Genomic DNA, 12,880 nt, shown 5'->3' with positions numbered 1-12,880 from the left:
GGGCCCCGCTGGGCGCGCCAGGTCGCGCCCTTCCTGGAACGCGCCTGGCCGCGCCAGCGTCTGGTCCTGCGGAACCTGCCGGGCCGCGCCGGGCTCGCCGCCCTGGCCGACATGGCGGGCACGCCGGCCGAGGCGCGGGTGATCGGCGTGCTGACCACCCCGATCCTGCTGGCGCGCGCGGTGGAGGCGAACGAGCCCTCGCCGCTTGACCGCATCGCGCCGCTCGGCGCGCTGATCGAGGAGCCGGTGGTGCTGGTCGCCGCGCCGGGCGGCGTGGCGAGCCTGGAGGCGCTGCGCGCGGAGACCGGCGTCTCCTTCGGCACCCCGCCCCCCGGCACCGCCGCGCACATGGCCGGCATGCGGCTGGCCGAGCGCGCCGGCGTCACGCCGCTGGTCTTCCCCTCCGCCGCCGCGACGCGGCAGGCGGCGGCGGGCGGGCATGTCGCGGCGGCGGCGCTGACCCTGCCGGACGCCATCGGCTTCCTGCGGGAGAACCGGCTGGTCGCGCTCGGCATCGCCGCCTCCCGCCGCTCGCCGCTGCTGCCCGATCTGCCGACGCTGCGCGAAAGCGGGCTGGAACTGCTCGGCGCGACCCGCCGCGGCTTCGCCCTGCCGCCCGGTGCGCCGGCCGAATGGCGCGCCTGGCTGGTGGAGGGGCTGGAGAAGCTGGCGGCCGATCCGGACCTGGCCGCGCAATGCGCCGAGGCCGGTCAGGTGCCCCGCTTCCTCGGCCCCGAGCCCTGGACCGCCCTGCTGCGCCGACAGGATGAGGAACTTCGCAGGCGCTGGCGCGAAGAACCTTGGCTTCCGCGACGGACCTGACCAAGCTAGGCTCCTGTGACACGTGGCGGAGAATCGTTCTAATTTGAGACGGATGCTTCGCCATTCGGCCTCCGCGGCCGCGCCCGCCCGGGGGCGTCAGGGCAGCGGTGCCGCCGGCGTCGTGCGTGGGGAAGGCTGAGCGATGCTCCGCCGTCCGCGCCGCGGCATGCCGGAGCCGTCCGGCCTTGTCCTGGTCGCCAGCGACCCGCTGGTGATTGCCGCGGCGCATGATGCGGCGCGGCTGCTACACGGCGCCCGCCCGGTGCAGATCGTCAGCGGCGCCGAGGCGCTATACCGGCTGGTCGGCCCGGGCGATCCGCCGCGCCACCTTGTGCTGGAAGGCGGCAGCGCCGGGGCGGACCTGCTCTCCGCCGCGCGCGACCCGTTCAGCGGCACCGAGGTCGTCGTCGTCGCGCGGCGCGGCGAAAAGGCGCCGAACGGGCTGCGCAGCGTTCCGGCCGAGGGCGCCAAGCTGGCCGCCGCGCTGTCGCGCAGCGGCGCGAACGGCACGGCGCCCGCAAGCGATGCCCGCAGCCTCGCCGCCGGCATGGCGCGCGGCGAGATCACCGTGCGCCTGCAGCCGATCGTGCGCCTGGCCGATCGCCGGCCGGTGATGGTGGAGGCCCTGGCCCGCTGGGAGCGCCCGCGCTCGGCGCTCGGCGCCGGTGCTTTTGTCGCTCTCGCCGAGCGCGCCGGCCTTGCCGCTCCGCTCGCTCAGGCCGTCGCGGGCAGCGCGATCGAGGCGCTGGCCATGGTGCGGCGGATCCTGCCGCTGCGCCTGTCCTTCAACGTCCCGCTGTCGGTGCTGCTGCGCGCCGACCTGCCGAGCCGGCGCGGCGCGCTGATGGCCCGCCGAGGGCTGCGCCCGCAGGATGTGCTGCTGGAACTGACCGAGAGCACCACCGTGCGCGACACCGCGCTGCTGCGGCGCGCGCTGCAGCGGCTGGACGGCGCGGGTTTCCGCGTGCTGCTGGACGACCTCAGCCTGGACGATGCCCGCACGCCGCTGCTCGGCCTTCCCTTCGCGGGCGTGAAGCTCGACCGCAGCCTGATCGCGGCCCTGCCGACCGAACGCCGCGCGCGCGCCCAGGTGGAGCGGCTGGTGCGGCAATCCCATACGGAAGGCCGCGCGGTGGTGGCGGAGGGCGTGACCGATCCGCTGCTGTGGCGCGCCGCCGCGGCGGCCGGCTGCGACCTGGCGCAGGGCTTCGGCGTGGGGCGGCCGATCCCGCCCGAGGCGATGCCGGCCTGGATCGCGGCCTGGAGCGGGGCGGCGCTGCCGGACGGGCGGTAACGCCGCCGACGCCTCGGCTCAGAAGCCGTAGGATTCGCGATAGAGCGCGACGATCTCCTCGGCCGTCGGCACGCGCGGGTTGTTCGCGGGGCTGCCCGAGGCGAGCGCCTGCGCGGCCATGGTGGGCAGCAGGCCGTTCCATGTCTCCGCCGCGATGCCGTAGCCGGCCGGCGTCGGCACCTGCAACTCGCGGTTCAGCGCGCGCAACTCCTCCACCAGCTTCGCGCAGGCCGACTGGTCGCCCTCATCCTCCCGCGCGACGCCCATCACGCGCGCGGCTTCCGCATAGCGCGCACGGCCGGCTTCCAGGCCGAAGGCGGTGACCGCGGGCAGCAGCATCGCGTTCGACATGCCGTGCGGCACATGGAAATGCGCACCCACCGGGCGCGACATGCCATGCACCAGCGCGACGGAGGAATTGGAGAAGGCAAGGCCCGCCAGCGTCGCGCCGCGCATCATCGCCTCCCGCGCCGCCGCGTCCTTCGGATCGGCCCATACGCGGCGCAGGTTGGGTGCGATCAGCCGCATCGCGCTGCGGGCATAGTCGTCCGCCACGGGATTGGCGCGCTTGGACACGAAGGCCTCCAGCGCATGCGTCAGGCTGTCGATGCCGGTGTCGGCGGTGATGCGCGCCGGCAGGCCGAAGGTGAATTCGTGGTCCACCACGGCCGCGAGCGGCAACGCGCCGAGGCCGGCGATCAGCATCTTCTCGTCGCGCTCGGTGTCGGTGATGACGGTGAAGCGCGTGGCCTCGCTGCCCGTGCCCGCGGTGGTCGGCACGCAGATCACCGGCAGCGCCGCAAGGTTGGCGGCGGCCGGCACCTTGAAGGCGCGGATATGCGTGCCGGGCGGCGCGGCGGCGAGGATCGTCATCGCCTTCGCGGTATCCATCGGGCTGCCGCCGCCGAAGCCGATCAGGCAATCGAAGTTGCCTTCCTTCAGCACGGCGACACCGGCCTCGATCACCGTGTCGGTGGGGTCGGGCACCGTCTCGGAGAAGACCGCGGCCGCGATCCCCGCGGCGCGCAGTGGCGCCAGCGCGCGGTCCAGCAGGCCGGAGGAGACCATGAAGGGATCGGTCACCACCAGCGGGCGCGACAGGCCGAGCTGCGCCAGCACCTCGGCGAGCTTCCCGACCGAGCCGCCGCCCATCAGCATCAGCCGCGGCGCGACAAGCTGCACCACCATGAGTTTCCTCCGTTACCTCGCCGCCGCGGCGCGCTGCGCCAGCACGCCGCCCTGCTTCATGATGAAGGCGCGGAGCCTTTCGGGGTAGTCCGGGACCACGACGTTCCGCACCGAGGGCCGCGCGGCGAGCGCCCGGCGCCAGGCCGCGACGCGCGGCAGGCCATCCAGCACGCCGAGCGGCGCCATGCGGTCGAAGGTGTCGAAGTAGCGGAACACCGGCGCGAAGGCCGCATCCACGATCGAGAAGGCCTCGCCCGCGAAGAAGGGCAGCCGGGGCGGCAGGGCTTCGATGCGCTGGAACTTCTGGCGCAGGGTGGCGCAGCGGGCCTCGAAGGCCGCCTGGTCCTTGCCCGTCTCGATCACCCAGGTGTCGTCCAGCATGGTGGCGGCGAATTCGATCCAGGCGCGGTGCTTCGCCTTCTCCAGCGGGTCCGCCGGGTGCAGCCGCGGCGCCTGCGTCTCCTCGAGGTATTCGGCGATCACCGCGCTTTCGAACAGCACCTCCTCGCCGACCCGCAGCACGGGCACGCGGCCGAGCGGCGAGAGGGCCAGGAACCAGTCGGGCTTGGCGTAGAGGTCGATGTCCACGCGCTCGAAGGGGACGCCCTTCTCCAGCAGCACGATCGCGGCGCGCTGCACGTAGGGGCAGAGATCGAAGGAAATCAGTTGTAATGATGGCGTCATGCGCGACTCCTGGTTGTCGCGCATGCTATCCTCTCCGAGCGGGCAGGGAAGCGGCCGTCAGCCCTCTGGGGCGAGGCGGATCACGGTGCCGCCCGTCTCGTCGGTCAGGTGCAGCAGGCCGTTGGCGATCCGCCAGCCGCGGACGCGCGCCAGGGCGGCGTGGAAACGCTGTTCCTGCTCGGCCAGGGCCGGCGGGCAGGCCATCATCGTCCCGGCGGCCGGCCCGAAGCGCAGCGAGGCGCCATCCAGCGTGTAGCCGCCATTGTAGCGGTTGCAGCCGCCGAGGCCGCTCACGCGCCCATCCGCGCCGAAGCTCATGCTGGTGCGGGAGCGGTCCACCACGCCGCGCCCGGCGATGTCCTCCGCGATCCAGACCGGCCCGACCAGGCCCGGCGCAGCGGGCGCGGCGACCTCGCGCGCGCGGACCAGCAGCAGGTCCACGCGCTCACCGGCGCCGCGCGTCAGCACGGGATGGACGCGGTCGGTGCGGAACAGCACGCGGCCGTCGAGCAGGATCTCGGCGCGCACCGCATAGGTGAAGCGCGGATCGATGCGCGCCGGGTCGTAGGCCAGGCTGAAGGCGATCGGCACCTGGCCGACCACCGGGACGCGCGCCTCGGACAGCAGGACCGAAGCGGCGTCCTGGCGCGAGATGTCCTCGAGCCGCAGATGCAACTCCGCGCCCGGCGGCAGCGCCATCCGCTCGCGATAGGTCGCGCTGCCCTGGATGGTGCCGGATTGCGCGCGCGCCGCGCCGAGCGGCAGCGCCGCCAGCGGAAGGGCAAGCCATGAGCGTCGTGGCAGTGTGATCATGCAGGCAGTCTGCAACGGGATCGCGGCGATCCTGCGGCACGCGGCCGACATGATCATGACGGGACGGTACCGTGTGCTCAGCCCGCCCGGCGCGCCTTCGCCGCGGCGTAGAGCGCGAGCCGCTCGGCCGCGCGCGGCGCGATCCCCTCCCCCACCGCGGCGTCGAAGCGCGGAAGCTCCCCGGCGAAGTGGCAGGCGCTGGCCTGGCCGGGCGCGACCTCGCGCAGGGCCGGCGCCTGCTCGCGGCAGATCGCCTGCGCATGCGGGCAGCGCGTGTGGAAGCGGCAGCCGGGCGGCGGGTTCATCGGGCTCGGCACGTCGCCGCCCAGATGCTGCACCCTGCCGCGCCGACGCGGATCGGGATGCGGGATCGCGGCCAGCAGCGCGCGCGTATAGGGATGCCGCGGGTTCGCGAACAGCGTACGCTTCGGCGCCGTCTCCACGATCTCCCCGAGATACATCACCGCCACGCGGTCGGCCATGTGGCGCACCACCGCCAGGTCATGCGCGATGAACAGGTAGGACAGGCCGAAGCGCGCCTGCAGGTCCTTCAGCAGGTTCACCACCTGCGCCTGGATCGAGACATCCAGCGCGCTTACCGGCTCGTCGCAAACCACGAGTTCCGGCTGCACGGCGAGCGCGCGCGCGATGCCGATGCGCTGCCGCTGGCCGCCGGAGAACTCATGCGGGTAGCGCTGCGCGTGGAATGGCGCCAGGCCGACCAGGCCAAGCAGTTCCTTCACGCGCTCGGCGCGCGCGCGCGCATCGCCGATGCCATGCACCTCCATCGGTTCCGCGATGGCCTCGCCCACGCGCAGCCGCGGGTTCAGCGAGGCATAGGGATCCTGGAACACCACCTGCACGCGGCGGCGCAGCGCCCGCAGCTCGGCGGCGCCGGAAACCTCCACGCCGTCGAAGCGGACGGTGCCGGCGGTCGGCTCGATCAGGCGCAGCACCAGTCGCGCGGTGGTGGACTTGCCGCAGCCGGATTCGCCGACCAGCGCCAGCGTCTCACCGCGCGCGATGGCGAAGGAGACGCCGTCCACCGCGCGCACCACGCCCTGCGCGCGCGACAGCACGCCGTGCCGCACCGGGTAGTGCTTCGCCAGCCCTTCGACCTGCAGCAGCGGGCTCATGCCACGAGCTCCGCGGATTGCTCGACGGGCGCGCGGATGCAGGCGGCGAGATGGCCCTCCGCCACCGCCTCCAGCGCGGGCTGCGCGCGGGTGCAGGCCTCGATCGCGAAGGGGCAGCGCGGGTGGAAGCGGCAGCCCTTCGGCAGCGCGAAGGGCGGCGGCACGGCGCCCTCGATCGCGAGCAGCCTCTCCCGGTCCTCATCCAGGCGCGGGATCGAGCCGAGCAGGCCGAGCGTGTAGGGATGCTGCGGGCTGGCGAAGAGCTCCGCCGCCGTCGCGCGCTCCACCACCTTGCCGGCGTACATCACCGCGACCTCGTCGGCCATCTCCGCGATCACGCCGAGGTCGTGGGTGATGAGGATGATGGACATGCCCGTCTCGGCCTGCAGCTCGCGCAGCAGATCCAGGATCTGCGCCTGTACGGTGACATCCAGCGCGGTGGTCGGCTCATCCGCGATCAGCAGCTGCGGCCGGCAGGCCAGCGCCATGGCGATCATCACGCGCTGGCGCATGCCGCCCGAGAGCTGGTGCGGATAATCGTCGAAGCGAGATTCCGGGGAGGGGATGCGCACGCGCTTCAGCGCCTCGATCGCGCGGTCGCGCAGCTCGGAAACCGAGGCCGTGCGGTCATGCGCGCGCATCGCCTCGGTGATCTGGGCGCCGACACTGTGCACCGGGTTCAGCGAGGTCATCGGCTCCTGGAAGATCATCGCGACCTTGCTGCCACGCACCGCGCGCATCGCGCCGGCGGAGAGCCCCAGCAGGTCCTGGCCTTCCAGCAGCACGCGCCCCTGCGCGACACGGCCCGGCGCGGGCACCAGGCGCATGACGGAGAGGCTCAGCATGGACTTGCCGCAGCCGCTCTCGCCCACGATGCCGAGGGTGCGGCCGCGCGGCACGTCGAGATCCACGCCGTCCACCGCCGCGATCTCGCCGACCGAGCTGCGGAAGACGGTCCGCAGCCCTTCGATCTTGAGAAGCGGTGCATTGTCGCGCATCCGATTCAGACCTCCGGTGCTCGGCTACGCCTGCGCCCTGCGGTCATCGCATGCGTCACTGCCACCGGAAGGTCGGCGGCGAGGAGACCTCCACCGGGCGATGCGCCCAGTCCTGCGCCGGGGCATTGCCGATCACGCGCTTCTGCGCCTCGTGCAGATGCGCCGCGGCCTGGCGGTAGTCCATCGTGACCACCTCGCCATCGGCCACCACCTTGCGCCCGTCCACGAACACGTCCTTCACCGCGCGGTCGCCCGCCGCGTAGACCAGGCTGCGCACCGGATCGCGCGCGGGCCGCATCATCGGATGCGTCACGTCCACCAGCACGAAATCGGCGCGGCAGCCCGCGGCGAGGCGGCCGATATCCTCCCGCCCCAGCGCCTTGGCGCCGCCGATGGTCGCCGCGTCGAACAGCTCCGTCGTCGTCATGCTGCGCGGATCGTTGGCCTGGGTGCGCGCGAGATAGGCGACGAGGCGCATCTCATCGAGCATGTTGTGCGGATAGGTGTCCGTGCCGAGGCCCATGTTCACGCCGCTGCGCTTGTAGCGGCCGAAATGCTTCAGCGTGATGCCGCGCCGCGCGAAGACGGTCGGGCAATGCGCGACCGTCGTACCGGTCTCCGCCAGGCGCTTCATGTCGGTGTCGGTCCACCACTTCGTGCTCGGGTGGTCGTCCAGGAAGATGCCGTGGCCGATGATGGAGCGGTCCGAGAGAAGGCCCATCGAATCGAGCCAGCCGATCGGCGTCATGCCGTGGCGGCGCGTGATCTCGTGGAACTCCACGACGGATTGCGCCGCATGGATCTGCCATGAGATGCCGCGCTTGCCGGCCTCCTGGAAGCTTTCCTTCAGCAGCGTGTCGGTGCAGGTGTCGATCTGGGCGGGCACGACCATGCCGAAGAGGCGGCCGCATTCGTGCTGCTCGGCGCGCTCGATCAGCTGCAGCGCCTCGGCCATCGCCTTCTCGCCGGCGGCCTCGTCCCATTCGTACTGCACGACATGGCCGTTCTTCGTGTACCAGCGCGCCGACTTGAACATCGGCGCGATGCAGACGCGCAGCCCGGACTCCGCCAGCAGGTCGAGCCAGCCGGGATGCGCCATGGAGAGGTCGGCGACCGTCGTCACGCCCGACAGCAACAGTTCGGACAACGCGACGCGCACGCAATGCGGCACGGCTTCGGCGTCGGCACGGAAGATCGGCATGAACTCGTAGAGCGAGGAGTTGTAGAGGCCGGGGCTGCCGATCTCGTCGATCAGCCCCTTGTTCAGCGGCTCGCTCGAGGGGTGGGAGTGGATGTTGACGAGGCCGGGCATCACCATCAGGCCCCTGCCGCTGATCTCCTCCTCCGCTGGCCCCTTGTAGCCGCGGCCGACGAAGGTGAGCGCGCCGCCGTCATAGGCGACATCGGCATCGGGCAGGTAGATGTGCGACTGCGTGCCGGCGTCCCAGGCGACGACGAGCTCGGCGTTGCGGATGACGGTGGTCATGGCCCTGTCCTCGGATCGGGATGCGGGGGGGGGGGGGGGGGGGGGGCGGGCCGCCGCGCCGGGCCGCGCGACTCGCCGCCTGGCTTTCCTTCCGCGGTCTGGTGGCGCGGGCCGAGGGCCTCGTGCATCTCACGCCCAAGGGCGCCACGCTCGCCCGCCGCGCGGTGCGCGCGCATCGCGCGGTGGAGCACCACCTGCTCGCCGCGGGCACGGCGGATGCGGCCTCCGCCGACCGGCTGGCCGACCTGGTCGAGCACGGGCTGCCGCCGGAGATGGCGGCGCGGCTGCTGCCGGAGCCCTCGGCGCTGCCGGCCAGCCCGCATGCGCTAGGGGGCGGGCGATGACGCTGCAGGATTTCCTGATGCTGGACCTGCCGCCGCTGCTGGCGGCGATGCTGGCCGGCGGCACCTGCGGGCTGCTCGGCTCCTTCCTGGTGCTGCGGCGGGAGAGCCTGATCGGCGATGCGCTCTCCCATGCGGTGCTGCCCGGCATCGTGCTGGGCTTCGCCTTCACCGGCGCGCGGGCGGGGCTGCCGATGCTGCTGGGCGCCATGCTGGCGGGGCTCGCGGCCGTGGCGCTGATCGCGGTGGTGCAGAAGGCGGCGCGACTCGATTCGGGGGCGGCGATCGGCGCGGTGTTCACCACCTTCTTCGCCGTCGGGCTGGTGCTGCTGGAGGTCACCGGCGCGCGCAGCGTGGATCTCGACCTCGACTGCGTGCTGTTCGGCCAGCTCGAGACGCTGGTCTGGACGGAGGGGCGCGACCTGTCCGCGCTGCTCGATCCCGTGGCGTTGTCCGCGCTGCCGCGCCAGCTCGGCCTGCTGGCGGGCGTGGCGCTGGCCGTGACGGTGGTGGTCGCGGCCTTCTGGCGGCCGATCAAGCTCGCCTGCTTCGATCCCGCCTTCGCCCGCGCCATCGGCCTGCCGTCCCGCAGCATCGAGCTCGGCCTGGCGCTGCTGGTGGCCGCCGCGGCGGTCGCCGCCTTCGAGGCGGTGGGCTCGATCCTGGTGGTGGCGCTGCTGGTCTGCCCGGCGGCGGCGCTGCGGCTGATGACGGACCGCTACACGGCCCAGGTGCTGGGCGGGGCGGGGCTCGGCGCGCTGCTGGGCGCGGTGGGCTATGCGCTGGCCGGGCCGGTGCCGGCCGCGCTCGGCGTGGATCTGGCGCTCAACGCGGCCGGGGTGATCGGCACGCTGGGCGGGCTGGTGGTGGCCGCCGCCGCGCTGCTGCGCCCGCGCCGGCGTCCCGCCGCGACGACGGTCGCGGCCTGAGGCGCGGCGTCAGGCCGCGAGTGCCATCGCGGCGTGGTTGCGCACCCGCACCAGGGTGAACAGCCCGGCCGGCTGGCAGGGTTCCATCGCCTCCACCCGGACCTCGGCGGGGTCGAGCAGGTCGGACAGGGCGAAGTCGGGATGCCAGCCGAGCAGGCGGGCCAGCGGCGCCATCGAGCGCTCGGCCCACCAGCGCAGGCCCGACTCGGCGGCGAAGTGGTTCACGAAGAGCAGGTCGCCGCCCGGCCGCACCACGCGCGACATCTCGGCGAAGAGCGTCTTGGCGTTCGGCACGACGGAGGCGGTGAACATCGCCACCGCGATGTCGAAGCTGCCATCGGCGAAGGCCATGCGCTCGGCGTCCATCTCGCAGAGGCCGACCACATGGGAGAGCCGCTCCTGCCGGACGCGCTGGGCGGCCTTCTCGAGCATCTCGCGCGAGAGGTCCACGCCGACCACCCGCTTCTCCCGCCGGTAGCGCGGCAAGGCGAGGCCGGTGCCCACCCCGACCTCGAGGATGCGGGTGCCGGGCAGGCGGTTCACCTCGTCCACGGCGCGGCGGCGGCCCTGCGCCGAGACCCCGCCGAAGACGAGGTCATAGACGCCGGCCCAGCGGCGATAGGCGTCGCGCACCCCTTCCGCGTCGAGGACGGCGCGAGGGTGGTCACGGTCGGGAATGTCGGTGCGGATGCTCATGCTGGCCCGTCTGCGGATCGCGCGGACCCGCCAAGGGGCGGTGCTAGGGCCAACCGGCCTTCGGCGCAAGCGGATCATGCGGCCCGGCCGGCGCCGCCCGGCGGCCTGCGGCGCCCCTCGGGCAGCGCCACCAGCACGCCGCCGGCCGCGATGACGCCGGCGCCGAGCAGCGTCCAGCCATCCGGCCAGTCGCCGAACACCAGCACGCCAGCCAGCCCCGCCCAGACCAGCTGGGTGTAGGACATCGGCGCCAGGACCGAGGCCGGGGCGCGCGCGAAGGCCAGGATCAGCAGGCTGTGGCCGGCCGCGCCCAACGCGCCGAGCAGCAGCATCCAGGGCAGGTCCGAGAGCGGCGGGGCGGTCCAGACGAAGGGTTGCGCCAGGGCCGTCAACGCGCAGGCCGCAAGGCTGGTATGCACGAAGGTCGTGCGCGGATCGTCCACCGAGGCGAGCCTGCGGGTCAGCAGCTGGTAGGCCGAGTTGGCGACCGCGGTGACCAGCGGCAGCAGCATCGCCCAATGCAGCGTCTCCCCGGTGAGGAAGGGCGGGCGGATCGCCACCATCACGCCCGCGAGGCCGATCGCCACGCCGAGCCAGCGCCGGGGCGAGACGCGCTCCCCCAGCCACAGCGCCGCGGCGGCGACGGTCAGCACCGGCGCGGCGAAGATCACCGCGGTCGCATCGGCCAGCGGGATGTGGATCAGCGCGAAGGAGAGCGCGGCATTCGCCACCGCCAGCATGACGCTGCGCAGCGCCTGCAGCAGCGGCGCGCGGGACCGCCAGGGCACGCCGCCGGCCAGCAGCCACAGCGTGCCGACGACCACCAGCGTGTGCGCGACGAAGCGCACGAACATCAGCTGCGGCACCGCGTAGAAGGCCACCAGCACCTTCAGCAGCGCATCCATGGCCACGAAGAGCGCGAGCGCCACGAGCTGCAGCAGAACGCCCTGGAGGGTGCGGGACATCCGCCCCACTCTGGCAGGACCGGGCGCGCCGTCCAGCGCGCCGGAAGCGCGTCAGGCGTGCCCGGCGACGCCCGAGAGCAGGGCCGGGTCCACCTGCAGCTTGGCCAGCGCCTGGCGCCAGAGCCCGCCCGAGTCGCTGGAGAACAGCAATCCCTCGTCGGCCGGCACCGACAGCCAGGCATTCTGCTGGATCTCGTTTTCCAGCTGGCCCGGCCCCCAGCCGGCATAGCCGAGGGCCAGGAAGCCCTCGCGCGGGCCGCCGCCGCCGGCGATCGCCTTCAGGATGTCCACGCTGGCCGTCAGCACCACGCCCGGGCGGACCTTCAGGCTGCCCTCGGTCTCCCAGTCGGCGGTGTGCAGCACGAAGCCGCGGCCGTTCTCCACCGGCCCGCCCGACATCAGCCGGATGCGGCGCTGCGGCGGCACGGGGTCGAGGTCGAGCTGCTTCAGCAGGTCGTCGAAGGACAGCCCGTCCAGCGGCTTGTTCAGCACGATGCCCATGGCCCCGTCGCCCGAATGGGCGCAGAGGCAGATCACGCTGCGCGCGAAGCGCGGGTCCTGCATGCTCGGCATGGCGACCAGCAGCTGGCCGGTGAGCCACCCCTCGCCGCCTGCGGCACCGGGGCGGCCAGGAAGGGGCTTCTTGGGACTCTGTCTGGCCATGCAGGGAAGATGGCGGCAGGCGGGTGGGCTCGCAAGGACGCCGCGCCGACGCGCGGCCCGGCATGGACGGCCGACCCGGAACCGATCTAGATGCGGGCGCAACCGCAAGATACCCGGAGAGAACGCGATGACCATCAAGGTGGGCGACCAGATCCCGTCGGTGAAGATCATGCACGCCACCGCCGAAGGGCCGAAGGAGGTGGACACCGCCGAGCTCTTCGCCGGCAAGACCGTGGTCCTGTTCGGCGTGCCCGGCGCCTTCACCCCCACCTGCTCGGCCAAGCACCTGCCCGGCTTCGTGCAGCACGCCGAGGCTCTGAAGGCGAAGGGCGTGGACCTGATCGCCTGCATGGCGGTGAACGACGCCTTCGTGATGGGCGCCTGGGGCAAGGACCAGGGCGTCGGCGAGAAGGTGGCGATGCTGGCGGACGGCTCGGCCGCCTTCACCAAGGCGATGGGCCTGGAGTTCGACCTGACGGCCCGTGGCCTCGGCGTGCGCTGCCAGCGCTTCGCCCTGGTGGCGAAGGGCGGCAAGGTCGCGCATGTCGCCGTGGAGGCGCCGGGCGCCTTCGAGGTGAGCAAGGCCGAGGCGGTCCTGGCCGCGCTCTAGCCCCGATGCCGCGGCGCGCCCGCAACGCCGGGATGCCGCCGGCCGGCGACTATGCCCTGCTGGCCTGGCAGAGCGGCTGGGTCTTCGCGCTGCGCCGCGCGCAGCTCTGGACCCGGCCGGCCGAGGCTGCCGGCGCCCTGGCGGAGATGGCGGCGGAGAAGCAACTGGCCTTCGCCGCCGGCATCGCCGCGGCGGGGCGCGCGGCGCGGGGCGGGCCCCCCCCCGCCCGGGGCGCCGCCCCCGCGCGGGGCCGCC

General features: G+C 73.4%; 15 protein-coding genes. 6 read left to right on the top strand and 9 right to left on the bottom strand.

Annotation, left to right across the window (positions count from 1 at the left end):
* Window positions 1-822: tripartite tricarboxylate transporter substrate-binding protein (locus tag AC1MIR_RS20810; protein WP_480030090.1), on the top strand; the 822-nt coding region annotated here is incomplete at its 5' end.
* A 142-nt stretch (window positions 823-964) separates the two neighbouring features.
* Window positions 965-2,116 carry an EAL domain-containing protein gene (locus AC1MIR_RS20805; RefSeq protein ID WP_480030089.1) on the top strand — a complete coding sequence of 384 codons (1,152 nt, stop codon included), beginning with the start codon at window positions 965-967 and terminating at the stop codon, window positions 2,114-2,116.
* Between the two features lie 18 nt (window positions 2,117-2,134).
* Here the strand turns inward: AC1MIR_RS20805 and AC1MIR_RS20800 are convergent, their stop codons facing one another.
* From AC1MIR_RS20800 to AC1MIR_RS20775, 6 genes are all read right to left on the bottom strand, one after another.
* A complete protein-coding gene (locus tag AC1MIR_RS20800) occupies window positions 2,135-3,304 on the bottom strand; it encodes an iron-containing alcohol dehydrogenase (RefSeq protein WP_480030088.1) in 1,170 nt (389 codons plus the stop codon).
* 12 nt (window positions 3,305-3,316) lie between these two features.
* Window positions 3,317-4,012 carry a glutathione S-transferase family protein gene (locus tag AC1MIR_RS20795; RefSeq protein WP_480030087.1) on the bottom strand — a complete coding sequence of 232 codons (696 nt, stop codon included), beginning with the start codon at window positions 4,010-4,012 and terminating at the stop codon, window positions 3,317-3,319.
* 33 nt (window positions 4,013-4,045) lie between these two features.
* Window positions 4,046-4,801 (bottom strand): YbaY family lipoprotein, encoded by a 756-nt coding sequence (locus tag AC1MIR_RS20790; protein WP_480030086.1) that lies wholly within the window; start codon window positions 4,799-4,801, stop codon window positions 4,046-4,048.
* 77 nt (window positions 4,802-4,878) lie between these two features.
* On the bottom strand, window positions 4,879-5,937 hold the full coding sequence (locus AC1MIR_RS20785) for an ABC transporter ATP-binding protein (protein WP_480030085.1): 1,059 nt from the start codon (window positions 5,935-5,937) through the stop codon (window positions 4,879-4,881).
* Window positions 5,934-6,935, bottom strand: coding sequence for an ABC transporter ATP-binding protein (locus tag AC1MIR_RS20780; RefSeq protein ID WP_480030084.1), 1,002 nt, complete (start codon window positions 6,933-6,935; stop codon window positions 5,934-5,936). The genes AC1MIR_RS20785 and AC1MIR_RS20780 overlap by 4 nt, the downstream gene beginning before the upstream one ends.
* Window positions 6,936-6,990: 55 nt before the next feature.
* Window positions 6,991-8,421: an amidohydrolase family protein gene (locus tag AC1MIR_RS20775; protein ID WP_480030083.1), complete on the bottom strand. Its 1,431-nt coding sequence runs from the start codon at window positions 8,419-8,421 to the stop codon at window positions 6,991-6,993.
* Between the two features lie 20 nt (window positions 8,422-8,441).
* Here AC1MIR_RS20775 and AC1MIR_RS20770 point away from each other — a divergent pair, with 20 nt between their 5' ends.
* Window positions 8,442-8,765: an iron dependent repressor, metal binding and dimerization domain protein gene (locus AC1MIR_RS20770; protein ID WP_480030082.1), complete on the top strand. Its 324-nt coding sequence runs from the start codon at window positions 8,442-8,444 to the stop codon at window positions 8,763-8,765.
* Window positions 8,762-9,691 (top strand): metal ABC transporter permease, encoded by a 930-nt coding sequence (locus AC1MIR_RS20765; protein WP_480030081.1) that lies wholly within the window; start codon window positions 8,762-8,764, stop codon window positions 9,689-9,691. Before AC1MIR_RS20770 ends, AC1MIR_RS20765 begins: the two co-directional genes overlap by 4 nt.
* A 9-nt stretch (window positions 9,692-9,700) precedes the next feature.
* Here the strand turns inward: AC1MIR_RS20765 and AC1MIR_RS20760 are convergent, their stop codons facing one another.
* The 3 genes from AC1MIR_RS20760 to AC1MIR_RS20750 form a co-directional block, all read right to left on the bottom strand.
* A complete protein-coding gene (locus AC1MIR_RS20760) occupies window positions 9,701-10,387 on the bottom strand; it encodes a class I SAM-dependent methyltransferase (RefSeq protein ID WP_480030080.1) in 687 nt (228 codons plus the stop codon).
* A gap of 74 nt (window positions 10,388-10,461) precedes the next feature.
* On the bottom strand, window positions 10,462-11,352 hold the full coding sequence (locus AC1MIR_RS20755; RefSeq protein ID WP_480030079.1) for a DMT family transporter: 891 nt from the start codon (window positions 11,350-11,352) through the stop codon (window positions 10,462-10,464).
* A gap of 51 nt (window positions 11,353-11,403) precedes the next feature.
* Window positions 11,404-12,015 carry a YqgE/AlgH family protein gene (locus tag AC1MIR_RS20750; RefSeq protein ID WP_480030078.1) on the bottom strand — a complete coding sequence of 204 codons (612 nt, stop codon included), beginning with the start codon at window positions 12,013-12,015 and terminating at the stop codon, window positions 11,404-11,406.
* A gap of 127 nt (window positions 12,016-12,142) precedes the next feature.
* On the opposite strand from AC1MIR_RS20750, the gene AC1MIR_RS20745 reads away from it, so the two are divergent.
* A complete protein-coding gene (locus tag AC1MIR_RS20745; protein ID WP_480030077.1) occupies window positions 12,143-12,625 on the top strand; it encodes a redoxin family protein in 483 nt (160 codons plus the stop codon).
* A gap of 5 nt (window positions 12,626-12,630) precedes the next feature.
* The coding region (locus AC1MIR_RS20740; protein WP_480030076.1) for a hypothetical protein at window positions 12,631-12,880 on the top strand (250 nt) is incomplete at its 3' end.

This window comes from Falsiroseomonas sp. RANM36, assembly GCF_056682175.1.
This window is presented reverse-complemented; position numbering and strand designations above follow the sequence as displayed.